Source organism: Pseudomonas sp. HN8-3, from assembly GCF_020790195.1.
In the GTDB taxonomy this organism is placed as follows: domain Bacteria; phylum Pseudomonadota; class Gammaproteobacteria; order Pseudomonadales; family Pseudomonadaceae; genus Aquipseudomonas; species Aquipseudomonas synxantha_A.
This window is the reverse complement of sequence record NZ_CP086206.1, coordinates 1030736-1055623: the sequence shown is the minus strand read 5'-3', so window position 1 is coordinate 1055623 and position 24888 is coordinate 1030736. Positions and strand designations below refer to the sequence as shown.

The window sequence follows — 24888 nt, the reverse complement described above, 5'->3', positions numbered from 1 at the left end:
AAGCTATTGGCATCCTCAAAGCAGAAGTGCGTCCGATGAGCCCAAGCCTTACCCGCCCTGAGCGCCTGCTTATTCTGGGCAGCACGCTGACAGTGTTGCTGATCGTGGGAGTCGTCACGGCGCTGCTGATTCGTGAACACGCCAATACCTTGCAGACGGCCAAGCGCACCGCCAATACCATCACCCAATTGATCGACGCCGACGTGTTGCGCAATGTCGAACTCTACGATGTGGGCCTCAAGGGTTTGATCACCGCTACCGAACGTACTGACCTGCAGGATGTATCCGCGAGTATCCGTCAGTTGGTGCTGTTCGACCGCTCCGCCGCCGCGCCATACAAGGGCGATGTCCTGTTGCTGGATCCCACCGGCGAGGTGATTGCCGACTCGTCACTGCTCACGATCAAGCCCGGCAACTTCGCTGATCGGGACTATTTTCAGGTTCACCGCCAGAATCCGGACGTGGGGTTGTACATCAGCCGTCCGTTCATGGCCCGCTGTGTGTGCGATGACCAATGGCGCATCGCGTTCAGCCGCCGCGTTTCGTCACCGGACGGGCGCTTCCTGGGAGTCGCCGTCGCGTCCATGCGCCTGTCGTACTTCCACCAGCTGTTCACCAGCCTGAATATCGGCAGCAACAGCACGATCAACCTGCTCAACCACCAAGGCATCCTGCTGGCGCAAGAGCCTTTGCTGGAAGCGGATATCATCAATAAGGACCTGAGCCAACGCCCCAACGTCGCACGTATGCTGCGTGAACGGGACGGCAGTTTCCAAAGCATCTCCAGTGTCGACCATCAGGCACGCCTTTACAGTTTCTCGAATGTGGGCAATTTGCCATTGATCGTTGCGGTGGCCCTTTCCAGTGATGAAGTGTTCGCGCCCTGGCGGCGCGCAGCGTGGCTGGTCAGCCTTGCGACGGGGGTGTTATGCGTGGGTCTGTTGTGGCTGACCTGGGCGCTGTGCATGGAATTGCGCCGTCGCCATCGTGCTGAGCAAGTGCTGTCAGAACTGGCAGCCACCGACGCCCTCACCGGCCTGGCCAACCGTCGTACTCTGGACGAGCGTTTGCGTATGGAATGGGACCGTGCGCAGCGCTCAACCGAGCCGCTGACTGTGCTGATGATCGACGTGGACCACTTCAAGGCCTTCAACGACCGCCACGGCCATCAGGGTGGGGATGATGCGTTGCGGGCAGTCGCGCAGGTAATCAACAGCACTATCCGTCGCCCGGCCGACCTGGCCGCGCGTTATGGCGGTGAAGAGTTCGCCGCGGTGCTGCCCCATACCGACGCCAAGGGCGCCTGGGTGATCGCCGAGCGTATCCGCCAGAGCGTTCAGCATTTGCCGCAGGTGGCCGGGGATGATCAGCCGATCACGGTGAGCATCGGCATGAGTACTTGGCACAAGCACAGCCGTATCACCCTTGAGGACTTGCTGCTCAAGGCTGACCAAGCGTTGTATGAGGCCAAGCACAGTGGGCGTAACCGCATTGTGGATGCGGCAACCCTTCCCATATAAAACGCCATAAAAAAAGGCCACCCGAAGGCAGCCTTTAAAAACTAAAGAAAGAGAGTTGTTACTTACACCGCCGCAACGGGACGCATGTAAGAGATCGGTGCGGTGCTGGCATCTTCGAAGGTCACGACTTCCCAAGCGTCTGTCTGCTCAATCAACTTGCGCAGCAGCTGGTTGTTAAGGGCGTGGCCCGACTTGAAGCCTTTGAACTCGCCTATCAGGCTATTGCCCAGCAGGTAGAGGTCACCGATTGCATCGAGGATCTTGTGCTTCACGAATTCGTCTTCGTAGCGAAGGCCGTCTTCGTTCAGTACACCATCCGCGTCGACCACAATGGCGTTTTCAACGCTGCCGCCGAGTGCGAGGTTGTGCTTGCGCAGGTACTCGATGTCACTCATGAAACCAAAGGTACGGGCGCGGCTGACTTCTTTTACGAACGAAGTGCTGGAAAAATCCACGCTTGCACTTTGGGTGCGGTCACGGAATACCGGGTGATCGAAATCGATCTCAAAGCTCACTTTAAAGCCTTCGAACGGGACGAAGGTGGCGCGCTTGTCGCCGTCTTCTACTGTCACTTCCCGCAGAATGCGAATGAACTTCTTGGCTGCGTCCTGTTCTTCCAGGCCGGCAGATTGAATCAAGAATACGAAGGGTCCAGCGCTGCCATCCATGATCGGGACTTCGGACGCGGAGAGCTCGACGTAGGCGTTATCGATGCCCAGGCCAGCCATGGCAGAGAGCAAGTGCTCCACCGTGTCCACTTTGACGTCACCGTTGACCAGAGTGGTCGACATCGTGGTTTCGCCAACGTTTTCCGCGCGAGCAGGAATCTGCACCACAGGGTCCAGGTCGGCACGAACAAACACGATGCCGGTGTCGACAGGTGCGGGCTTGAGGGTCAGGTATACCTTCTCCCCGGAGTGCAGACCTACACCTGTGGCACGGATAATATTCTTCAGGGTGCGTTGTTTAATCATGGCTTGGACCGCTTCAGCGCAAATTGCGAACTGGTATCAACAAAGGCTGGCGATAATAACAGACCAGACCTTTGCTGAACACCAATCACCTTCATAGCCCTGATACATTCCATTAATCGGCCTGACGACGCAGGAATGCCGGGATGTCCAGGTAGTCCAGATCATCTTGCGGATTCAGGCTACGGGATGCAGCAGCACCGGCCTGGGCCTGGTTGCGCATCACGGTCGGACGGTCCAGATCACGGTAGTTCACCGACGGCAGTTCCTGGCGAGCAGGTGCTGCAGCGGCCGCTGCCTGATTAGCCTGGCTGACCTGGCTGTTGTGCAGGGTGTTGTCGATGACCTTTACAGGCTTCTCGATTTTCGCACCCAGGCCGGTCGCAACCACGGTTACATGCAGTTCATCACGCATATCCGGATCGATAACGGTACCCACCTTGACCATGGCGTGCTCGGACGCGAAGGCTTCGATGATGCTACCCACGTCGGAGTACTCACCCAGGGACAGGTCGGGACCTGCGGTGATGTTCACCAGGATGCCGCGTGCACCTTGCAGGTTCACGTCTTCGAGCAACGGGTTGCGGATGGCCGCTTCGGTCGCTTCGCGTGCACGGTTAGGACCGCTGGCGCAGCCAGTGCCCATCATCGCCATGCCCATTTCGCTCATGACGGTACGAACGTCGGCAAAGTCGACGTTGATCATGCCCGGACGCTTGATGATGTCGGAGATACCGCGAACGGCACCGGCCAGTACATCGTCAGCCTTGGCGAACGCAGACAGCAGGCTTGCGTCCTTGCCCAGGATGGTCAGCAGTTTCTCGTTGGGGATAGTGATCAACGAGTCGACGCTTTCAGACAGCAGACGGATACCTTCGTCGGCGATCTGCATGCGCTTGCGGCCTTCGAACGGGAACGGACGCGTCACGACCGCAACGGTCAGAATCCCCATTTCCTTGGCTACTTCGGCAATGATCGGAGCAGCACCGGTACCGGTACCGCCGCCCATGCCGGTGGTGATGAACACCATGTTGGTGCCTTGCAGCACTTCGGCAATACGCTCGCGGTCTTCCAGAGCGGCTTGACGGCCGACTTCCGGATTGGCGCCAGCGCCGAGGCCCTTGGTCACCGCTGTGCCCAATTGCAGGATGGTCCGCGCGCCGATGCTTTTCAGCGCCTGGGCATCAGTGTTGGCGCAGATGAATTCAACGCCTTCAATGTTGCTCTTGACCATGTGGTTGACAGCGTTGCCGCCGCCACCGCCGACACCGATTACTTTGATAACCGGGCTAGCGGGGATGTTGTCTACGAGTTCAAACATGTTCCCTCTCCTTTCGTTTTCTCTAGTTTTTTCGCCTACTGCTTACTGCGGGTGCTGCGGTGTCGCGGTAAATCTTTAGAAATTGCCTTTGACCCAAGCCTGCAACCGCTCGAACAACGGCGCTTTGGCTTCGTCGTCACTGCGGTAGCTGTCGCGGATGCTCGGGCCCGACAAGGAAATGCCATCGGTCTGCTTTTGCAGCCCGTACAACAGCAAGCCCACACCGGTGGAATAAATCGGGTTGCGCACGACGTCGCCCAGGCCTTTCACGCCATGGGGCACGCCCAGGCGCACAGGCATGTGGAAGATCTCTTCGGCCAGTTCGACCGCGCCTTCCATTTTCGAGGTGCCACCGGTCAGCACGATGCCGGCCGGGATCAAATCTTCGTAGCCGCTGCGACGCAGTTCGGCCTGGATCAGGGTGAACAGTTCGTCGTAGCGCGGCTCGACCACTTCGGCCAGAGCCTGGCGCGACAGTTCGCGCGGTGGACGGTCGCCCACGCTTGGCACCTTGATGGTCTCGCCGGCACCGGCCAGTTTGGCCAGGGCGCAGGCGTAGCGGATCTTGATTTCTTCGGCGTACTGGGTCGGTGTACGCAACGCCATGGCGATGTCGTTGGTGACCTGGTCGCCGGCAATCGGGATCACCGCGGTGTGACGGATCGCACCCTCGGTGAAGATCGCGATGTCGGTGGTGCCGCCGCCGATGTCCACCAGGCACACGCCCAGCTCTTTTTCGTCGTCGGTGAGTACCGAGTAGGCCGAAGCCAACTGCTCGAGAATGATGTCGTCGATTTCCAGGCCGCAACGGCGCACGCATTTTTCAATGTTCTGTGCGGCGTTGACGGCGCAGGTCACCACGTGGACCTTGGCTTCCAGACGTACGCCCGACATGCCCAGGGGCTCGCGCACGCCTTCCTGGTTATCGATCACGTAGTCCTGCGGCAGGGTGTGCAGCACGCGCTGGTCAGCCGGGATCGCCACGGCCTGGGCGGCGTCGAGGACGCGCTCAAGGTCGGCCGAGCTGACTTCACGGTCGCGGATCGCCACGATGCCATGGGAATTCAGGCTGCGGATATGGTTGCCGGCCACGCCGACGAACGCCGAGTGAATCCGGCAACCGGCCATCAGCTGCGCTTCTTCGATGGCGCGCTGGATCGATTGCACGGTGGACTCGATGTTCACCACCACGCCCTTCTTCAGGCCCCGGGACGGATGCGTGCCAATACCGACGATTTCGATCGCGCCGTCTTCCCCAACCTCGCCCACCAGCGCCACCACCTTGGAGGTGCCGATATCGAGACCGACGATCATTTTGCCGCTTTGCACGTTTGCCATGGGTCCTGCCTCTTCTTAATTCTTCGCGACAGCGGGTTGTGCTGCCGTGGGCGCGGCCGGTGCACGCCAGCCGACGGCCAGGCCGTTGGCGTAACGCAGGTCGACGCTCGCAATGTTCGTAATCTGTTCTTTCAAGGTTTTTTCATAGATGGCAATAAAGCGGCGCATCTTTTCCACCAAGCGGTCGCGTCCCAGCAACAACTCGATGCCCGGGCCGGAACTGCCTGCCCCGGTTGTCAAAAACCAGCTGCCCCGTTCACGCAGTTCCAGGCGTGCAATGGAGAAGCCCAGTGGCCGCAGCATCTGGCTCAAGGCCTGGTACTGCTGCATCACTTGCTGCTGCGCCCGCTGCGGCCCGAACAGCTGCGGCAGGTGCTCATAGTTGGCCAGCTCACGCGGGGTGAACGCCTGGCCCTGGTTGTTCAACAGCGCTTCATCACCCCAACGGGCCACGGGCAGTTGTTCTTCCAGGCGGATCGTGACCTGGTCGGGCCATACACGGCGCACTTCGGCGTGTGCGATCCACGGCATCTGTTCCAGCTCCGAGCGCATACCGGCCAGGTCGATGGTAAAGAAGCTCGCGGCCAGGTACGGGCCGATGCGCTGCTGTACCGCCTGCTGGCTGATGTAGCTCAAGTCGCCCTGCACGCTGATCTTGGTGATCGGCCGGTCGGCATACGGCAGCAGGCGTTGCGCGCCTTCGTAGGTACCGAACCCCAGCACCACCAGCAATACCGGCCAGAACAGCGCCTTGATAAAACCAAAGTTGGCTTTGGGCAGGCGCGCCGACATCGGCTCTTTGGCCACCATGCGGCTGGCACCCCGTGGCACCGGCTTGCGGCTCGGTGCTTGTGGGGGCTGATGACGAAGCGATGCGCCTTTCATGTCTTAGCCTCGTGACTCGATACTTGCCGCCAGGATCGCCAGCACCAACTGCTGAAAATCCAGGCCGGCTGCGCGAGCGGCCATCGGCACCAGGCTGTGGTCGGTCATCCCCGGTGCGGTGTTGACTTCAAGGAACCAGAAATTCCCTTGGTCATCCTGCATCACGTCTGCCCGCGCCCAACCGGCGATACCCAACGCCTCACAGGCTTTCGCCGTGAGGTCCATCAATTGCTGTTCCTTGGTTGCTTCGAGGCCACATGGGATCCGGTACTGGGTATCGGAAGCCAGGTACTTGGCGTCGTAGTCATAAAAGGTGTGGGGCGTGCCCAAAGCGATGGGCGGCAATACCTGTCCACGCAGGGTGGCGATGGTGTACTCGGGACCGGAAATCCACTGTTCCACCAACACTTGCGAATCGTAGGTACTTGCCGCTTTCCATGCGTCGATCAATTCGGCGGCCGAGTTCACTTTAGCCATGCCGATACTGGAGCCTTCATGGGCTGGTTTGACGATCAAAGGCAGGCCCAGTTCCTTGGCCGCAGAAATACAATCGTCTTCGCTGCACAGCACGGCGTGACGCGGGGTCGGAATACCCAGGCTGTGCCACACCTGCTTGGTGCGCAATTTGTCCATCGCCAGCGCGGAAGCGAGGATACCGCTACCGGTGTAGGGGATGCCGGCACATTCGAGCAGGCCTTGCATGCTGCCGTCTTCACCGCCACGACCATGGAGGATGATGAAGGCGCGGTCGATCCTCTCGGCTTGCAGACGGGCGAGGAAGTCATCGCCGACGTCGATGCCAAAGGCGTTCACACCGGCACTTTGCAGCGCCTGGAGCACGGCATTGCCGGACTTGAGCGACACTTCGCGCTCAGCGCTCTTGCCGCCGAACAGCACAGCGACGCGACCGAAATCGGCAGGCGCGACAGTGGAAAACAGGGAGCCGTAGTTAGTGATCATTTCGACGCCCCCTTTGCCACGGCTGCAAACAGCGGGCTCGCCAGCAACTTGGGCGCAAGGCCACCGATATCACCGGCACCCTGGCACAGCAGGATGTCGCCGGCGCGCAGCAACGGCTTGACGATAGGGGCCAGGTCGACGCCACGCTCGATGTAGATCGGGTCCAGTTGGCCACGCTGGCGGATGCTGTTGCACAGCTTGCGGCTGTCAGCGCCCGGGATCGGTTCTTCACCGGCCGGGTAAACCTCCATCAGCAGCAGCACGTTGGCATCAGCCAGTACATTGACGAAATCGTCGTACAGGTCGCGGGTACGGCTGTAGCGGTGCGGCTGGTAAACCATCACCAGGCGGCGCTCCGGCCAGCCGCCGCGCACGGCCTTGATCACAGCGGCAACTTCGGTCGGGTGGTGACCGTAGTCGTCCACCAGCATCACGTCACCGCCTTCAACCGGCAACTGGCCGTAGACCTGGAAGCGACGGCCGACACCGGCAAAGCGCGACAGCCCTTCGACGATGGCTTCATCGCTGACGCCCTCATCGGTGGCGATGCAGATGGTCGCCAGGGAGTTCAGCACGTTGTGGTTGCCCGGCATGTTCACCGAGACATCCAGCGGTTCGCGGTCGGGACGCAGCACGGTGAAGAAGGTTTGCATGCCTTCCTGGCGTACATTGATTGCGCGCACATCGGCGTCTTCGCTGAAGCCGTAGGTCACGGTCGGACGCTTGACCTGCGGCAGGATTTCACGCACCACCGGATCGTCCAGGCACACCACCGCCAGACCGTAGAACGGCAGGTTGTGCAGGAAGTCGACGAAGGTTTTCTTCAGTTTATTGAAGTCACCGTCGTAGGTCGCCATGTGGTCTTCGTCGATGTTGGTGACGACGGCGACCAGCGGTTGCAGGTGCAGGAAGCTCGCATCGCTCTCATCGGCTTCGGCGATCAGATAGCGGCTGGTGCCGAGTTGGGCATTGGTGCCGGCTGCATTCAGGCGGCCACCGATGACGAACGTCGGGTCCAGGCCACCGGCGGCGAACACCGAAGCGATCAGGCTCGTCGTGGTGGTCTTGCCATGGGTACCGGCGACGGCGATGCCGTGGCGATAGCGCATCAGTTCGGCGAGCATCTCGGCACGCGGCACCACCGGGATACGGCGTTCAAGGGCGGTGGCCACTTCCGGGTTGGACGTGTTCACGGCACTGGACACCACCAGCACGTCGGCCTCGGCGGCGTTCTCGGCACGGTGGCCGATAAAGATCTGCGCACCGAAGGACTTCAGACGCTCGGTGACCGGCGACTCTTTCAAGTCCGAGCCGGACACCTGGTAGCCCAGGTTCAGCAGTACTTCGGCGATGCCGCACATGCCCACACCACCGATACCGACGAAGTGAATGCGACGGATGCGGCGCATCTCGGGTTGCGGCATGGCTTTCTGATTCTCAACCATGGGCCACCTCCAGGCAGATATCGACCACGGTGCGGGTTGCGTCAGGTTTGGCCAGGCGGCTTGCGGTGCTCGCCATGCTGTTGAGTCGTTCCGGTTGCATCAAAACCTCGGTCAGGCGTGCGGCCAAATCGGCGGCGCCAGTCGTTCTTTGCGGCAGCAGGAAGGCAGCGCCCTCCCCGGCCAAATATTCGGCGTTGCGGGTCTGATGATCGTCGATCGCATGGGGCAAAGGCACCAGCAACGACGGCAGACCGGCAGCGGCCAGTTCACTGACGGTCAGCGCACCTGCGCGGCAGACCACCAGGTCGGCCCAGCCATAGGCTTGGGCCATGTCTTTGATGAAGGGCTGTACATTCGCCTCCACACCGGCCTCGCGATAACGCGCGGCGGTGACTTCATCATGGTGCTTGCCGGCCTGGTGGAAGATCTCCGGGCGCACATCCTCAGGGAGTTGCGCAACGGCCTCAGGCAGCAATTTGTTCAGTGGCTCGGCGCCCAGGCTTCCGCCCAGGATCAGCAGGTGTGCCTTGCGGCCGGCCAGGGCGTCACGCGCAATGGCCATGAACAGTTCGGTACGCACCGGATTGCCGGTGGTGCGAAGCTTGTCCGAGGCAGCGAACGTTTTCGGGAAGGCTTCACACACCCGCGATGCCAACGGCACCAGCAGACGGTTGGCAGTCCCGGCGACGGCGTTCTGTTCGTGCACGATCACCGGTACGCCAGCGAGCTTCGCCGCAACGCCACCAGGGCCGGTCACATAACCACCGAAACCGAGCACGCACACCGGCTTCAGTTCGCGGATGATCCTGCGTGCCTGCATGACCGCCTTGAGCAACACGAACGGCGCCTTGAGCAGGGACAACTTGCTCTTGCCACGCAGGCCGGTGACGTTGATCAAATGCAGGGGCAAACCGGCATTGGGCACCACCTCGTTTTCAATGCCACGGGGCGTACCCAACCAGTGCACGGTATAGCCGCGGTTCTGGAATTCACGGGCGCAAGCCAGGGCCGGGAACACATGCCCCCCGGTGCCGCCGGCCATGATCAACACGTTAGCGCCCATGGGTCGGCTCCTCGGCGAAGTCGCTTTCGCTGAACTCCATCTCTTCGCTGCCCAAGTGGGTTCGACTCTCCCACTCGATACGCAGCAACAAGCCAAGACAGGCGCAGCAGATCACCAACGAACTGCCACCGTAGCTGAGGAACGGCAAGGTCAGGCCCTTGGTCGGCAACAGGCCGACGTTCACGCCGATGTTGATCAGGAATTGGCCGATCCACAGGAACGCCAGCCCGTAGGCAACGTAGGCGGCAAAGAACTGCTTGGCCTTCTCGGCCCACAGACCGATGTACATGGCGCGTACACAGACGAATACGAACAGGCCGACAGTGCACAGCGAACCCACGACACCCAGCTCTTCGGCCAGTACCGAGAACACGAAGTCGGTGTGGGCTTCGGGCAGGTAGAACTGCTTCTGCACGCTGTTGCCCAGGCCCACGCCCAGCCACTCGCCGCGACCGAAGGCAATCAGCGCCTGGGTCAACTGGTAGCCGGAACCGAACTGATCGGACCAGGGGTCGGTAAAGGTAATCAGACGCGCCATCCGGTAAGGCTGCGCTTGTACCAGAATGGTCACCGCCGCGACTGCCAATACCACCATCAAGGTGAAGCGGAACAGGCCGACTCCGCCGAGGAACAGCATGGCCGCCGCAGCCCCCATCATGACCACGGTGGCACCGAAGTCGGGTTCCATCAGCAATAGCCCGGCCATGGGCAGCAGCACGATGAAGGGTTTGAAGAAGCCCATCCAGCTTTCGCGCACTTCTTTCTGACGGCGTACCAGGTAACCGGCCAGGTAGATCACCACGAACACTTTGGCGATCTCCGAGGGCTGCACGTTGAACGCGCCGAAGCCGATCCAGCGCATCGAACCGTTCACCTCGCGGCCGATGCCGGGCACGATCACCATCACCAGCAAGCCGAACGCGCCGATCAGCATCAGCCAGCCCAGACGCTGCCAGGTGGCGATAGGAATCATCATGGTGACGATGCACGCGCCGAGGCCGATCACCAGATACACCAGGTGACGGATCATCATGTAAAGGGTATTGCCCGACTGCACGGCAGCCACTTCGGAGGATGCCGAAGTGATCATCACCAGGCCCAGGCCGAGCAGCGCGAGGCACCCGGCGAGCATCGGGAAATCGAGGTCGATGCCGCGCCCGGTAATGATCGGCGACGGGTACGGCTTGATGATGTTTTTCAGGTTGAGGCTCATGCCAAGGCCTCCACGGCGCGGGCGAACAGCTGACCGCGCTCTTCGTAATTCTTGAACATGTCGAAACTGGCGCAGGCCGGCGACAGCAGCACCGCGTCACCCGGCTGGGCCAGGGCTTTGCATTGGGCAATGGCGTCATCCAGCGAAGTCGCGCGTACTTGCGGCACCGCGTCGCCGAGGGCGGCGGCGATCAGGTCCGAATCGCGACCCATCAGCACCACGGCGCGGCAATGGGCGGCGACCGGATTTGCAAGGTCCTTGAAGTCGGCGCCCTTGCCATCACCACCCGCGATCAGCACCAGCTTGCCGTCGATATCGGCACCCAGGCCCTCGATGGCAGCCAGGGCGGCACCGACGTTGGTGGCCTTGGAGTCGTTGTAGTAGCTCACGCCATTGAGGTCGCGTACCCACTGGCAGCGATGCTCAAGGCCAGCGAACGTACGCAGGCTGGCGAGCATCGCGTCGAATGGCAGGCCAACCGCATGACCGAGTGCCAGTGCAGCCAGGGCATTGGACTGGTTATGTGCGCCACGGATCTTCAGCTCGCGTACCGGCATCAGGTTCTGGAATTCGAAGGCCAGGTACTTCTCGCCGTTCTCTTCGCGAATGCCGAAGCCTTTGAAATCGGGTTTGCCCAGGCCGAAAGTCCAGCAAGGCATGCCCTCGCCCATCAGCGGACGGCTCAGGGCATCCTGGCGATTGACTACAAATTGCCTGGCGCCACGGAAGATCCGGTGCTTGGCCAGGTGATAAGCCGGCAGGCCGCTGTAGCGGTCCATATGGTCTTCGCTGACGTTCAGCACGGTGGCCACTTCAGCACCGAGATCGTGGGTGGTTTCCAGCTGGAAGCTCGACAACTCCATTACGTACAACTCGACGTCGTCGCTGAGCAAATCCAGCGCCGGCACACCGAGATTGCCGCCCACGGCCACGCGCTTGCCGGCCGCAGCCGCCATTTCGCCGACCAGGGTGGTCACGGTGCTCTTCGCGTTGGAACCGCTGATGGCCACGATCGGCGCCTTGGCGTTACGCGCAAACAGATCGATATCGCCGGACAACTTGACGCCACGCGCTGCAGCAGCTTGCAGGGCGGGTGTAGCCAGCGCCAGGCCGGGGCTCACGTAGAGCTCATCGGCACGGCACAGAAACTCGACATCCAACTCGCCACAACGCACTTCCACGTGCGGGTAGTCACGGCGCAGCGTGACCAGCTCCGGTGGATTTTCCCGCGTGTCGGCCACGGCAAACGACGTGCCCCGGTTCGCCAGGAAGCGAACCAGGGACATGCCGCTCTTGCCGAGGCCGACAACGATGCGGAAGTGGTCTGAAGCGATCAGGGACACTCGTTTCTACCTCAGTTTCAGGGTGGCAAGGCCGACCAGTACCAGAATCACGGTGATGATCCAGAAACGGACAATCACACGTGGCTCGGGCCAGCCCTTGAGCTCAAAGTGGTGGTGGATCGGCGCCATGCGGAACACACGACGCCCGGTCAATTTGAAGGAAGCCACCTGGATGACCACCGACAGGGTTTCCATCACGAACACACCGCCCATGATGAACAGCACGATTTCCTGGCGAACGATCACCGCAATGGTGCCCAGGGCAGCGCCCAGCGCCAGCGCGCCGACGTCACCCATGAAGACTTGTGCCGGGTAGGTGTTGAACCACAGGAACCCCAGGCCGGCACCGATCAGCGCGCCGCAGAACACGATCAGCTCACCGGCGCCCGGTACGTAAGGGATCAGCAGGTATTCTGCGAATTTCACGTTACCCGACAGGTAGCAGAAGATGCCGAGTGCACCGCCAACCATCACCGTCGGCATGATCGCCAGGCCATCAAGGCCGTCGGTCAGGTTCACCGCGTTGCTGGAGCCGACGATCACGAAATAGGTCAGCACCACGAAGCCGACACCCAGTGGAATGCTCACATCCTTGAGCATCGGGATGATCAAGGTGGTTTCCACGGCGCTTGGCGCAGTGGTGTACAGGAAGACTGCCGCAGCGAGACCGAACACCGACTGCCAGAAATACTTCCAGCGGCTTGGCAGCCCCTTGGAGTTTTTCTCGATCACTTTGCGGTAGTCATCCACCCAGCCGATGGCACCGAACAGCAGGGTCACCAGCAGCACCACCCACACGTAGCGGTTATGCAGGTCGGCCCAGAGCAAGGTGCTGACGCCGATGGACGACAGGATCAGCGCACCGCCCATGGTCGGCGTACCGGACTTGGACAGGTGCGACTGCGGGCCGTCGTTGCGAACCGATTGACCAATTTGCAGGTTCTGCAGGGTGCGGATCATCCACGGCCCCAGAAACAGTGACAAAGACAGCGCGGTCAGCACACCCAGGATCCCGCGCAGGGTCAGGTACTGAAAGACCGCGAAGCCTTTGTGGAACTGTTGCAGATACTCAGCCAGCAGCAGCAGCATTAATGTTTCTCCGTACTTGAGCCACACAAGGCTGCGACGACGTTTTCCATCACCGCGCTGCGCGATCCCTTGATCAAAATGGTTGTGTGTTTGTCGTGTTCAGTCGCCGTCAGCGCCTGGATCAATTCAGCTTGCGTCGCAAAATGCCGCGCACCGGGACCGAAGGCGCTCACGGCGTGAGTCATGTGCGGGCCGACCGCGTAGAGCGCGTCGACCTTGCCGCTGGCGTAGGCACCTACTTCCCGATGGGACTGCTCGGCCCAGTCGCCCAGCTCGGCGATATCGCCCAGCACCAGTACTTTGCGGCCATCGAAACCCTTGAGCAGATCTATGGCGGCGCAGACCGAGGACTGATTGGCGTTGTAGGTGTCATCAATCACGCGCATGCCGTTGGCAGCCAATTGCGCCACAGTGCGGCCCTTGACCGGCTGCACCGCGCCCAGGCCCGTAGCGATACCGAACAGCGACACGCCCAGGGCATGGGCGGCGGCGGCGGCGGCCAGGGCGTTGGCAACGTTATGGTTGCCCAGCAGGTTCAGCTGCACGTGTTCGCTGCCTTGCGGGGTATGCAAGCTGAAGGACGGGCAACCGCGGGCGTCGACGGTGATATTTGAAGCATGGAAGTCGGCCGCGGCATTGAGCACCGCAAACGTCAGCACCTTGCGACCGGCGGCGCGTACACGCCAGGTCGCGAAAGCCTTGTCGTCCAGGTTCAGCACAGCGGTGCCCGAGGCGTCGAGCCCTTCAAGAATTTCACCCTTGGCTTCGACGATTTTTTCCGGGCCGCCGAACTCGCCGACATGGGCGGTACCGGCATTGTTGATGATCGCCACGTGAGGCTTGGTCAGCGCCACGGTGTAGGCGATTTCGCCGATACGCGAAGCCCCCAGCTCGATCACGGCTGCCGTGTGCTCCGGGGCCAGTTCAAGCAGGGTCAGCGGTGCGCCGAAATCATTGTTGAGGTTGCCACGGGTCGCAAGCACCGGCCCGCGCGTACGCAGGACACCGGCAAGCAGTTCCTTGACCGTGGTCTTGCCGCTGGAGCCGGTAATGGCCGCCACCGGCTTGTCAAAAGCAGCGCGGTTGAGCGCACCCAATTGACCCAAGGCCAAGCGAGTATCGGGCACCAGCAATTGCGGCAAGGTGGAGTCGGGCACTTCACGCTGTACCAAGGCACCGACGGCACCTTTGGCGGCGACTTCGTTCAGGTAGTCGTGACCATCGAAGCGCGGGCCTGCCAAGGCGACAAACAACTGCCCAGGCTGAATGTTGCGGCTGTCGATACTCACGCCGTTGAAGGTGCAATCGCTCGACACTACGCGGGCCGACAGGGCCTGGGTAAGTTGGCTGAACTGCATGACTTTAAGCATGGGCGACCTCCCAGGCAGTCAAGGCGTGATCAGCCTCGACCAGATCGGAGAAGGCATGGCGCTCGCCGTTGATTTCCTGGTAGTCCTCGTGCCCCTTGCCCGCCAGCACCACCACATCGTCAGCGCTGGCGCTGGCAATCAGTTGGGCAATGGCGGCACCACGACCAGCAACGAAGGTGGCCTTGGAGGCATCTTTGAAGCCGACACGGATGTCATCGAAAATCTGGCTTGGGTCTTCACTGCGCGGGTTGTCGTCGGTGACGAGTACGCCGTCGGCCAAACGCTCGACAATCTCAGCCATCAACGGACGCTTGCCGCGATCGCGATCACCGCCGCAGCCGAACAGGCAGAGCAATTTGCCCTTGGCATGTGGGCGCAGGGCTTCGAGAACTTTTTCCAGGGCATCCGGGGTATGGGCGTAATCGACCACCACCAGCGGCTGTTTGCCGCCACCCAGGCGCTGCATACGGCCAGCCGGGCCCTCAAGCTTGGGCAGTACGCGCAGGATTTCATCCAGGGCGTAATCCAGACCCAGCAGCGCGCCGATGGCAGCGAGTACGTTGCTCAGGTTGAAGCGGCCGAGCAAGGTACTGCGCAAGTGGTGTTCGCCCTGGGGCGTGACCAACGTGGCGCGTACGCCCTCGTCATTGAACTGGGCTTCGCGGCAATACAGGTAGGCACTGGAATCTTTCAGGCTATAACTGATCAGGCGTGCTTCGCTTTCTTCGCCAGCCAGTTGACGGCCAAATGCGTCGTCCAGGTTGATCACCCGGCACTTCAGGTCATTCCAGGCAAACAGCTTGGCCTTGGCGGCGGCGTACGCCTCCATGGTGCCGTGGTAGTCGAGGTGATCACGGGACAGGTTGGTCATCACCGCAACGTCAAAGGCCAGGGCAGCCACTCGCCCCTGATCCAGACCATGTGAGGAAACTTCCATGGCAACCGCCTTGGCGCCGGCCTTTTTCAGGTCGGCCAGGGTCGCTTGCACGGCAATCGGGTTCGGCGTGGTGTGCAGGCCGCTTTGCAGCGCACCATAAAAGCCAGTGCCCAGGGTGCCGACGATGCCGCAGTGCTGGCCCAACAGGTCAAGGGCCTGGGCGACCAACTGGGTCACGCTGGTCTTGCCATTGGTACCGGTCACGCCGATCAGGTTGAGCTGGCGGCTCGGGTCGCCGTAAAAACGCCCGGCGATGTCAGAGAGCTGCGCAGCCAGGCCCTTGACTGGAATCAACGGCACGTCGGTGATCGGCAGCACAGTGGCGCCTTCCACTTCATAGGCCACAGCCGCCGCGCCACGTTGCAGGGCATCTGCGATATGCGCACGACCATCGAACTTGCCGCCAGGCACCGCCAGGAACAGGTCACCGGCGCGTACGTTGCGGCTGTCCAGGCTCAATTCGCGAATCAGCAGATCGCGGCCGGCATGGGCAAAAATCTTGTTGAGGCTCAGAGACATCAGCCGCGCCCTCCATTGGCTTTGACAGCGGCGGCCGGTGGTCCGGCGTTGGCTTGTTGGGTCGGCGGCAGATTGTCCGGCGTGATGTTCATCAGGCGCAGGGTGCCGGACATCACTTTGCTGAACACCGGCGCCGAGACCAGGCCACCGAAGTAGCCGGCTTTACTCGGTTCGTCGATGACCACGACGATGGCGTAGCGCGGGTCGCTCATCGGGCCGAAGCCAGCGAACAGCGAGCGGTAGGAATTTTCGGCGTAGCCTTTGGTGCCCACGGACGTCTTACGCGCAGTACCGGACTTGCCTGCCACGTGATAAGCCGGCACCTGAGCCCGGAATACACCGCGTGGAGCTTCGATCACTTGTTGCAGCATGCCCTGGATGGTCTTGGCGACTTTTTCCGGAATGACCTGGTTGGCTTTCGGCGGTTCGTCCACATGGATCAGGCTCAGCGGCACCATGCGGCCGTTATTGGCCAACACCGAAAACGCGTGGGCCAGCTGGATCGCAGTGACCGACAGACCGTAGCCGTAGGACAGCGTGGCAGTCTCGGCCTTTCTCCACTCGCGGTAGTTCGGCAGGTTGCCCACGCGCTCACCCGGGAAATCGAGGCCGGTGGGTTGCCCCAGACCGATTTTTTGCGCCAGGTGATAGATCGTTTCGCCGCCAATGTCGAAGGCAACCTTACTCATGCCCACGTTACTGGAATTGATCAGGATGCCTGTCAGATCCAGCACCGGACCTTCGCTGCGGGATACGTCACGAATGGTGTATTTGCCAAGTTGCAAGGTGCCTGGGTAAACCTCGACCTTGTCGGTAGGTTTCCAGCGCCCGGTTTCCAGGGCAGCGCTCATGGAGATGGCTTTCATGGTCGAACCGGGCTCGAACACGTCGATCATTGCGCGGTTACGCATCATCGCCGGCTGCAGGTTGCGACGGTTGTTGGGGTTGTAGGTCGGCTGGTTGACCATGGCGAGGATCTCGCCGGTCTTCACGTCCATGATCACCAGGCTACCGGCCTTGGCGCCGTTCTCGATGATCGCGTTACGCAGTTCGCGGTTGGCCAGGTATTGCAGGCGCAGGTCGATCGACAACGCCAGAGGCTTGCCGGCCTTGGCGTTTTTGGTGACCTGGACATCCTTGATCAGCCTGCCGCGCCGATCCTTGATGACCTGCCGCTTGCCCGGAACTCCGGCCAGCCATTCGTCGTACGCCAGCTCAACGCCTTCGCGACCATGATCATCGATATCGGTAAAGCCGACCATGTGCGCGGTGGTTTCACCGGCCGGGTAGAAACGACGAAACTCCTCGATGCCGTAGACACCGGGGATTTTAAGGTCGAGCACCTGCTGGCCTTGCTCGGGGGTGAGCCCGCGAACCAGATAGATGAATTCCTTGTTGGCCTGGGCTTCGAGGCGATCGGTCAGGGCCTTGCGGTCCTGACCAAGGGCGGCGGCCAGCTCGGGCCACTTGTCCTTGGCAACTTGCAGCTCTTTAGCGTTGGCCCACAGCGTCGTCACCGGGGTACTGACGGCCAAGGGCTCGCCATTACGGTCGGTGATCAGGCCGCGGTGCGCAGGAATTGGAATATGCCGCAGGCTGCGGGCGTCACCCTGGCCGATCAGGAAGTCGCGGTCGACCACCTGCAGGTCGAAGATGCGCCAGACGATGGCACCCACCATCAATGCCAGCAAGCCGAGCATCAGGCGGAAACGCCACGGGTAGAGTGCGCCTTCGAGCTTCATCATGGCGCCACCATGCGAACTTCGGCCGCGCCCGGAATGTGCATCTTCAACTGCTCGGTGGCCAGCACTTCGATACGGCTGTGGGCTGTCCAGGTACTTTGTTCGAGGATCAACCGGCCCCACTCCGCCTGCGCCTTGTCACGCACGCTCAACTCCCCATACAGGGTATTGAGCAACTGACGGTTCCAGTGGGCGCTGTAGGACACCGCAATCGCGGACACCAGCACGCCGACAAACAGCAGCAACATAAAGAAGCTGCCGCCCGGCAGGGGTTTGGCGAAAAGCTTGCTCACCGCAGCTTCTCCGCGACGCGCATGACGGCGCTACGGGAACGTGGGTTGGCCTTGAGTTCGGCTTCGGAAGCGAACTGCGCTTTGCCATGGATTTTGATTTTCGGCACAAAGGCTTCGAAACGTACCGGCAGGTTGCGCGGCAGGTTGTCGGACTCGCCCTTGACCAGACGACGCATGAACAGTTTGACGATGCGGTCTTCCAGGGAGTGGAAACTGATCACCACCAGGCGGCCGCCCACTTCCAGAGCGTCCAGAGCGGCTTCGAGGCCGGCTTCCAGATCGCCCAATTCGTTGTTGACGTGAATGCGCAGGCCCTGGAACGCGCGAGTTGCCGGGTTCTTGCCCTTTTCCCACGCCGGGTTGGCGACCTTCAACACTTCGGCCAGGTCGGCGGTACGCTCGAAAGGCTGGATTTCCCGACGCTCGACCACGGCACGCGCCATCCGGCCGGCGAAGCGTTCTTCGCCGTATTCCTTGAATACGCGGGCGATTTCTTCCACCGGTGCGGTGGCGATGAACTGGGCAGCGCTGACCCCACGGGTGGGGTCCATGCGCATATCCAGGGGGCCGTCGTTCATGAAGCTGAAGCCGCGCTCAGGGTCGTCGAGCTGCGGCGAAGACACGCCCAGGTCGAGCAAAACCCCGGCCACCTTGCCTGCCATGCCGCGCTCGGCGACTTCGGCACCCAGCTCGGCAAAGCTGCGCTGCACAACGACAAAGCGGCCGTCTTCGGCCGCTAGCGCTTGCCCGGTGGCAATCGCTTGAGGGTCCTTGTCGAACCCGAGGAGCTTACCGTCGGGCCCGAGCTGGCTGAGTATCAAACGGCTGTGCCCGCCCCTGCCGAAGGTGCCATCCAAATAGCAGCCATCCGCGCGTACGGCGAGAGCCTCAACGGCTTCGTCAAGCAGTACGGTGATGTGGTTAAAGCCGCTATCAATAGTCACAGGATCAAATCACGCAGTTCATCAGGCATGGCGCCCGGTTGTTGAATAGCAGCCAGGTCAGCTGCAGACACAGCATCCCAGGCATCTTCGTCCCACAATTGGAACTTGTTCAGCTGGCCCACCAGCATTGCGCGCTTGTCGAGCTTGGCGTACTCGCGCAGACGCGGCGGCACCAGGAAACGACCGCTGCCATCGAGTTCAAGGTCAACGGCATTGCCGATCAGCAAACGCTGGAGGCGGCGGTTTTCTTCACGCAATGAAGGCAGCGCGCGCAACTTGGTTTCAATCAACTCCCACTCATCGAGGGGGTAAACACACAAACAAGGGTCAACGGCGTCAATCGTGATGATTAACTGCCCTGAACTTCGCGAAATGAGCTCGTCACGATACCGGCTCGGCATGGCGAGACGGCCTTTTGCATCGAGACTGATAGCGTTAGCTCCGCGAAACACAGATGCGTTTCTCCAAATTTTAGCGTTTTACGTTCAAAAAACCCACTTTGTGCCACTTTCCGCCACTTGCGCACACTATAGGAATGCGCCTACCACACCGTCAAGGCGCGGATTCAAGGAAAAGCCTTACAGAACGGAGATTTAGGAGGGTAAGAGGAGGAGAAACGAGAGTTTGACGATGTTTTTGACTCAACAACGGCAAATAGCTCATGGAGCTACGACTTAAAGTTAAAGTAATTTATTAAGAGTAAGATTTTTTTGGTATTACGAAGACGCATCTGCCAATGATTTGGCAGGGAGGGATTCTTGCGTTACTACCGGGTTTGCGCACGAGATTCGAACGCAAGGAAAAAAGGTGGAGAGTCGATCTGTAAGCCGGGTTCTGTCTTGAACAGTCATTCGTCTACGATGGCCATCACTGGACATCTTTAGCAACCTACCCGGTCCCAGCGCGGGCCACGCCTTGGGACCCTATTTGGTCTTGCTCCAAGTGGGGTTTACCTAGCCACGAACTGTTGCCAGTCGTGCGGTGCGCTCTTACCGCACCTTTTCACCCTTACCGGCACCGAAGCGCTTAGGCGGTTATTTTCTGTGGCACTTTCCGTAGGCTCACGCCTCCCAGGCATTACCTGGCACTTCGCCCTATGGAGCCCGGACTTTCCTCCCCCCCCTAATTTTCATAGAGGGCAGCGACTGTCCAATCGACTCTCCGCCGCGCAGGTTAACGGCACGAAGGTCTGAGGACAAGTATTAAAGTGCGGCAGTGCCATCGTGTTCAGACGAAATACAGATTCGACCCCGGAACTATTCAGCCTTCTGTTTATCGAGCGCCACTTGATACAACACGTTTTTACGCACCCCGGTAATTTCTGCGGCAAGGGCAGCGGCACGCTTGAGCGGCATCTCCTTGAGCAACAAGTCGAGGATGCGCATGGCTTCGCTGCCCACGGCGTCTTCATTCTCCGGCGCACTCCAGCCCGCCACCAGCACCACACATTCGCCTCGCTGCTGATTGCTGTCGCCCTCGACAAACGCCCGCAACGCCTCCAGCGGCAGCCCTTTGAGGGTTTCGAAGGTCTTGGTCAACTCCCGCGCCAGCAATGCCAGCCGCTCGCCGCCGAACACCAGTTCCATATCCTGCAGGCATTCAAGGATGCGGTGCGGAGCTTCGTAGAAGATCAGGGTGCGCGGCTCTTCCTTCAGGGCCTGAAGGCGTGCGCGACGGCCGACTGCCTTGGCCGGCAGGAAACCTTCAAAAATAAACCGATCCGACGGCAAGCCTGCCGCAGATAATGCGGCAATCAGCGCGCACGCTCCCGGAACAGGCACTACATTGATACCAGCGGCGCGTGCCTGGCGGACCAGGTGGTATCCCGGATCGGAAATCAACGGCGTACCCGCATCGGAGATCAATGCCACGTCATCACCGGCCAGCAAGCGGGTGATGAAACGGCTGCCTTCTTCACGCTCATTGTGCTCATGGCACGCCGCCAGTGGCGTGCTGATTCCAAAATGCTGCATCAACCGTTGGGAGTGTCGCGTGTCTTCCGCCGCGATCAATTTAACCTCGCGCAACACCTTCAGCGCCCGGGCACTGATGTCGTCCAGGTTGCCAATCGGCGTCGCCACCACAAAAAGCGAGCCAGCAGTGGAATTCAATGGACCTGGAGCAGTCAAAACGCACACCTCGATGGTTGGCAAAAGCCACATTGTAGCGCGTAGACGCCTTGAAAATATGCCATCACGGTGGATGCCGTTTCAGCCAGCCTTTGCCAATCGCAACATTTACACGACCTAAATCCACGGTTTCACGCCACTAACATCGCGCCTGGGCCAGTGCTTGGGTACACTTCCACGCTAATTTGATCGGTATCAGGAACACTTACATGATCGCTTGCCTGCGGCTGCTCTCCGCCCTCTGCCTCGCTGCCTTGCTGGCCGCGTGTGCCAGCTCGCCCTCGTCCAGCCTTGGCGACCTGCCACGGACTCCGGATGCCAGTATCGAGCAACTGCTCGAACAGGCAACGAACGCCAACACGCCAGAAAAGGCCGCCATGCTGCGCCTGAGTGCGGCAGACCTGGCCTATCAGCAGAACAATGCCGGCCGCTCGTCGCAGATCCTTGCGCAGGTGCCCCTGGACGTCCTCAAACCCGCCGCGCAGATATTTGCCAGCACCCTGGCCGCAGAACTGGCGATGACTCGCAACCAGCCCAAGGCGGCATTGGCGGCGCTGAACCATCCCAGCCTGCAAAGCCTGAAGGAGCTGCCGGCAGACCAGCAGATCCGCACCGGTACCGTGCACGCCCGCGCTTACGAAGCCGACGGCCAGACCCTGGCCGCCGCTCGCGAGCGGGTTGCCATGGCGCCGCTGCTGACCGGCGATGCCGCTGCAAGCAACCACGAAGCCATCTGGGTGCTGATTGCCGCGCTGCCGGCCGAACAGTTGCAAGCCACCGGCAACCCGACACTCGATGGCTGGGTGACCCTGGCCCAGGCGGTCAAGGGCGCCGGCACCCTGGAGCAACAACAGGCTGCTATCGATACCTGGCGCGCACAGAACCCTGGCCACCCGGCAGCGGTGCAACTGCCCACGCCGCTGACCAGGCTCAAGGAACTGGCCAGCCAGCCCCTGAACAAGATCGCCGTGCTGCTCCCGCAGGAAGGCCCATTGGCTTCGGTCGGCAAGGCATTGCGAGAAGGTTTCATGGCGGCTCACTACCAGGCCGAACAGGCCGGGCAGAAGGCGCCGGTCATCGAGTTCTACGACAGCTCGCGCCTGAGCTCCCTCGATGACTTCTACGCCAAGGCCCAGGCTGCCGGCGTGCAACTGGTGGTCGGCCCGCTGGAAAAACCACTGGTGAAACAACTCAGCGCACGCCCGCAATTGCCGATCACCACCCTGGCACTCAATTACAGCGAGACCGACCAAGGCCCGGCGCAACTGTTCCAGTTCGGCCTGGCCGCTGAAGACGAAGCCCGTGAAGTGTCGCGCCGCGCCCGTGCCGATGGCCTGCATCGCGCCGCAGCCATGGTGCCGCGTGGCGAATGGGGCGAGCGTGTCTACAAAGCCTTCCGCCAGGATTGGGAAGCCAATGGCGGCACTGTGATGGGCGTCGAGTATGTCGATCAGCCAGTGGCACTGGCCCAGCAGATCGCCGACCTGTTCCAGTTGCGTAAAAGTGAAGGTCGCGCCAAGAGCCTGCAAAGCACGGTCGGCACCGACGTTGCCGCCCAGCCTTCGCGTCGCCAGGACATCGAGTTCATCTTCCTGGCGGTCACCCCGCAACTGGCCCAGCAGATCAAGCCGACCCTGAACTTCCAGTACGCCGGCGATGTGCCGGTCTACGCCACGTCCCATGTCTTCAGTGCCAGCGGCGACCGCAACCAGTACCTGGATATGACCAACGTGATGTTCTGCGAAACCCCTTGGCTGCTTGACACCACCGACCCGCTGCGCAACCAGGTCGCCGCGCAATGGCCGCAAGCCAATGGCAGCCTGGGCCGCCTGTACGCGATGGGCGTCGACGCCTACCGCCTGGCACCGCGCCTTGGCCAACTCAAGGCATTGCCGGACACCCGTGTCGACGGTCTCTCGGGCAACCTGGGCATCAGCGCCAACCAGCGCGTTGACCGCCAGATGCCATGGGCGAAGTTCGTCGGCGGCGCCATTCAGCGCCTGCCCGATACCCCACGCTGATGCCTGAGCGGTCCAGCGCACAAAGCGGCAAGGATGCCGAACTTCAAGCGCTGAAATATCTGCAACAACAGGGTCTGCGCCTTCTGGCGCAGAACTGGTTATGTAAACGCGGCGAGCTTGATCTGGTCATGCTTGACGGCGATACAGTAGTATTCGTCGAAGTCCGCTACAGAAAACACGCACAATGGGGTGGCGCGCTCGCCAGTATCGACGGGCGCAAGCGTCAGAAACTGATACTCGCCGCGCAGTTTTTTCTGCTAAAAGAGCATCGCTGGGCTGACAGCCCCTGCCGTTTCGATGTGGTCGCCATAGAAAGCACACCGTCGGGTCCTGCTGATCTGAACTGGCTCAAAGATGCCTTCGACAGCTGACGCACCCGGCACCTTCACCACACACTTTTGCTCTTTGCATTGCGGGCTGCACATTACCTGTGCCAAACAGCCGCGCTACTTAAGGTCACACAGATGGACATGCAATCCCGAATTCGCCAGCTTTTCCAGGCCAGCATCGACACCAAGCAACAGGCGATGGACGTACTTGCACCGCACATCGAGCAAGCCAGTCAGGTCATGGTCAACGCCTTGCTCAACGAAGGCAAAATGCTTTCGTGCGGCAACGGTGGTTCGGCTGGCGATGCCCAGCATTTCTCTTCAGAGCTGCTCAACCGCTTCGAGCGCGAGCGCCCGAGCCTGCCGGCCATTGCCTTGACCACCGACTCGTCGACAATCACTTCGATTGCCAACGACTACAGCTACAACGAAATCTTCTCCAAGCAGATCCGCGCCCTCGGCCAGCCCGGCGATGTGTTGCTGGCGATTTCCACCAGCGGCAACTCGGCGAATATTATTCAAGCGATCCAGGCCGCACATGATCGTGAAATGATTGTCGTAGCCTTGACCGGTCGCGATGGTGGCGGCATGGCTTCGCTACTGCTGCCTGAGGACGTGGAGATTCGCGTCCCGGCCAATGTCACTGCACGCATTCAGGAAGTCCACCTGCTGGCGATCCACTGCCTGTGCGATCTGATCGACAGCCAACTGTTCGGGAGTGAAGAATGACCGTTAACCGCCTCAGCCTTTTGGCCATTACGCTGTGCCTCGCCATCAGCGGCTGCAGCTCGGCAATCACCGCTACACGGGACACCCCCATCCAGGACGACCGTGGCACACGTACTTTCGGCAGCACCATCGATGATTCGCTGATCGAAACCAAGGTCAAGGTCAATGTCGCCAAGGCCGCCACAGACCTGGGCAACGGCGCCTCGCGCATCGTGGTGACCAGCTTCAACGGCGTCGTCCTGCTGGCAGGGCAAACCCCGCGCGCCGACCTCAAGGCCCAGGCTGAACAAGCCGCTGCGGGCGTGCAACGAGTCAAGAAGGTCCACAACGAATTGCAGGTCATGGACCCGATCACCCTGCTGGCCATCAGCAACGATGCGCTGCTGACCACCAAGATCAAAGCGCAGATGCTCACCGACAGCGCGGTGCCGGGCTCGCGCATCAAGATCGTTACCGATAATGGCATCGTCTACATGATGGGCCTGCTGACCCAGGCCGAAGCGACCCGCGCGGCGAACCTGGTACAGGGCGTGTCCGGCGTGCAGAAGATCGTGAAGGTGTTCGAATACATCGATTGATGTAGGGGCGTTCTCAGTTAGTTTCCCCACCGCGTTGTCGCCTTAAAGCGGGCCAGGCAAGGCGCAGGCCGCTGGGAATGGTGTTCCCTTTCCAAGGCCTGCAACGCAGCATGGCCCGCTTTAAGGCACAACCCGAAGGGCCGGGCCTG

Annotated in this window: 22 protein-coding genes and 1 other RNA gene; 5 read left to right on the top strand and 18 right to left on the bottom strand. The window is 61.0% G+C overall.

All coding sequences use genetic code 11. The annotated features are described in order from the left end of the window. Window positions 1-35: 35 nt before the first annotated feature. Window positions 36-1520: a sensor domain-containing diguanylate cyclase gene (locus tag LJX92_RS04705; RefSeq protein WP_103734617.1), complete on the top strand. Its 1485-nt coding sequence runs from the start codon at window positions 36-38 to the stop codon at window positions 1518-1520. A 62-nt stretch (window positions 1521-1582) separates the two neighbouring features. Here the strand turns inward: LJX92_RS04705 and lpxC are convergent, their stop codons facing one another. The 18 genes from lpxC to rsmI form a co-directional block, all read right to left on the bottom strand. Then, window positions 1583-2494, bottom strand: a complete 912-nt coding sequence (gene lpxC / locus LJX92_RS04700) for a UDP-3-O-acyl-N-acetylglucosamine deacetylase (RefSeq protein WP_003171886.1) — start codon at window positions 2492-2494, stop codon at window positions 1583-1585. Between the two features lie 112 nt (window positions 2495-2606). After that, window positions 2607-3812 carry a cell division protein FtsZ gene (ftsZ, locus tag LJX92_RS04695; protein WP_005784951.1) on the bottom strand — a complete coding sequence of 402 codons (1206 nt, stop codon included), beginning with the start codon at window positions 3810-3812 and terminating at the stop codon, window positions 2607-2609. Between the two features lie 75 nt (window positions 3813-3887). Beyond that, the gene (gene ftsA / locus LJX92_RS04690) at window positions 3888-5150 is read right to left on the bottom strand and encodes a cell division protein FtsA (protein WP_003188682.1); all 1263 of its coding nucleotides are present in this window, start codon (window positions 5148-5150) and stop codon (window positions 3888-3890) included. Between the two features lie 15 nt (window positions 5151-5165). Then, entirely contained in the window at window positions 5166-6035 is an 870-nt protein-coding gene (locus LJX92_RS04685; RefSeq protein ID WP_032803262.1) for a cell division protein FtsQ/DivIB, read from the bottom strand. A 3-nt stretch (window positions 6036-6038) separates the two neighbouring features. Continuing rightward, on the bottom strand, window positions 6039-6995 hold the full coding sequence (locus LJX92_RS04680) for a D-alanine--D-alanine ligase (protein ID WP_228309355.1): 957 nt from the start codon (window positions 6993-6995) through the stop codon (window positions 6039-6041). Beyond that, window positions 6992-8440 carry a UDP-N-acetylmuramate--L-alanine ligase gene (murC, locus tag LJX92_RS04675; protein ID WP_005784945.1) on the bottom strand — a complete coding sequence of 483 codons (1449 nt, stop codon included), beginning with the start codon at window positions 8438-8440 and terminating at the stop codon, window positions 6992-6994. The genes LJX92_RS04680 and murC overlap by 4 nt, the downstream gene beginning before the upstream one ends. Next, window positions 8433-9503, bottom strand: a complete 1071-nt coding sequence (gene murG / locus LJX92_RS04670; protein ID WP_228309354.1) for an undecaprenyldiphospho-muramoylpentapeptide beta-N-acetylglucosaminyltransferase — start codon at window positions 9501-9503, stop codon at window positions 8433-8435. The genes murC and murG overlap by 8 nt, the downstream gene beginning before the upstream one ends. After that, on the bottom strand, window positions 9493-10716 hold the full coding sequence (gene ftsW / locus LJX92_RS04665) for a putative lipid II flippase FtsW (RefSeq protein ID WP_005784942.1): 1224 nt from the start codon (window positions 10714-10716) through the stop codon (window positions 9493-9495). Before ftsW ends, murG begins: the two co-directional genes overlap by 11 nt. Next, window positions 10713-12059: a UDP-N-acetylmuramoyl-L-alanine--D-glutamate ligase gene (gene murD / locus LJX92_RS04660; RefSeq protein ID WP_032877724.1), complete on the bottom strand. Its 1347-nt coding sequence runs from the start codon at window positions 12057-12059 to the stop codon at window positions 10713-10715. The genes ftsW and murD overlap by 4 nt, the downstream gene beginning before the upstream one ends. Before the next feature lie 6 nt (window positions 12060-12065). Further along, window positions 12066-13148 carry a phospho-N-acetylmuramoyl-pentapeptide-transferase gene (gene mraY, locus LJX92_RS04655; protein ID WP_005784939.1) on the bottom strand — a complete coding sequence of 361 codons (1083 nt, stop codon included), beginning with the start codon at window positions 13146-13148 and terminating at the stop codon, window positions 12066-12068. Next, window positions 13148-14518, bottom strand: a complete 1371-nt coding sequence (locus LJX92_RS04650) for a UDP-N-acetylmuramoyl-tripeptide--D-alanyl-D-alanine ligase (protein ID WP_228309353.1) — start codon at window positions 14516-14518, stop codon at window positions 13148-13150. Before LJX92_RS04650 ends, mraY begins: the two co-directional genes overlap by 1 nt. Next, window positions 14511-15974, bottom strand: coding sequence for a UDP-N-acetylmuramoyl-L-alanyl-D-glutamate--2,6-diaminopimelate ligase (locus LJX92_RS04645; RefSeq protein ID WP_005784935.1), 1464 nt, complete (start codon window positions 15972-15974; stop codon window positions 14511-14513). Before LJX92_RS04645 ends, LJX92_RS04650 begins: the two co-directional genes overlap by 8 nt. Beyond that, entirely contained in the window at window positions 15974-17716 is a 1743-nt protein-coding gene (locus LJX92_RS04640) for a peptidoglycan D,D-transpeptidase FtsI family protein (RefSeq protein ID WP_164699553.1), read from the bottom strand. Before LJX92_RS04640 ends, LJX92_RS04645 begins: the two co-directional genes overlap by 1 nt. Beyond that, window positions 17716-18009: a cell division protein FtsL gene (ftsL, locus tag LJX92_RS04635; RefSeq protein WP_003188663.1), complete on the bottom strand. Its 294-nt coding sequence runs from the start codon at window positions 18007-18009 to the stop codon at window positions 17716-17718. Before ftsL ends, LJX92_RS04640 begins: the two co-directional genes overlap by 1 nt. Next, on the bottom strand, window positions 18006-18953 hold the full coding sequence (gene rsmH, locus LJX92_RS04630) for a 16S rRNA (cytosine(1402)-N(4))-methyltransferase RsmH (protein WP_005784932.1): 948 nt from the start codon (window positions 18951-18953) through the stop codon (window positions 18006-18008). Before rsmH ends, ftsL begins: the two co-directional genes overlap by 4 nt. Continuing rightward, a complete protein-coding gene (gene mraZ, locus LJX92_RS04625; protein WP_003171868.1) occupies window positions 18950-19405 on the bottom strand; it encodes a division/cell wall cluster transcriptional repressor MraZ in 456 nt (151 codons plus the stop codon). The genes rsmH and mraZ overlap by 4 nt, the downstream gene beginning before the upstream one ends. A gap of 355 nt (window positions 19406-19760) precedes the next feature. After that, window positions 19761-20114, bottom strand: an RNA gene (gene rnpB / locus LJX92_RS04620) — RNase P RNA component class A. A 95-nt stretch (window positions 20115-20209) separates the two neighbouring features. Beyond that, window positions 20210-21115: a 16S rRNA (cytidine(1402)-2'-O)-methyltransferase gene (gene rsmI, locus LJX92_RS04615; protein WP_164699512.1), complete on the bottom strand. Its 906-nt coding sequence runs from the start codon at window positions 21113-21115 to the stop codon at window positions 20210-20212. A 176-nt stretch (window positions 21116-21291) separates the two neighbouring features. Between rsmI and LJX92_RS04610 the strand changes: the two genes are divergently transcribed. The 4 genes from LJX92_RS04610 (at window position 21292) to LJX92_RS04595 (ending at window position 24739) form a co-directional block, all read left to right on the top strand. After that, complete coding sequence (locus tag LJX92_RS04610) at window positions 21292-23103, top strand: penicillin-binding protein activator (RefSeq protein WP_078820309.1); 1812 nt, start codon at window positions 21292-21294, stop codon at window positions 23101-23103. Then, the gene (locus LJX92_RS04605) at window positions 23103-23474 is read left to right on the top strand and encodes a YraN family protein (protein WP_005784926.1); all 372 of its coding nucleotides are present in this window, start codon (window positions 23103-23105) and stop codon (window positions 23472-23474) included. The genes LJX92_RS04610 and LJX92_RS04605 overlap by 1 nt, the downstream gene beginning before the upstream one ends. 93 nt (window positions 23475-23567) lie before the next feature. Next, a complete protein-coding gene (locus LJX92_RS04600; protein WP_007904374.1) occupies window positions 23568-24161 on the top strand; it encodes a phosphoheptose isomerase in 594 nt (197 codons plus the stop codon). Next, window positions 24158-24739 (top strand): BON domain-containing protein, encoded by a 582-nt coding sequence (locus LJX92_RS04595; RefSeq protein WP_005784922.1) that lies wholly within the window; start codon window positions 24158-24160, stop codon window positions 24737-24739. Before LJX92_RS04600 ends, LJX92_RS04595 begins: the two co-directional genes overlap by 4 nt. Window positions 24740-24888 lie beyond the last annotated feature (149 nt).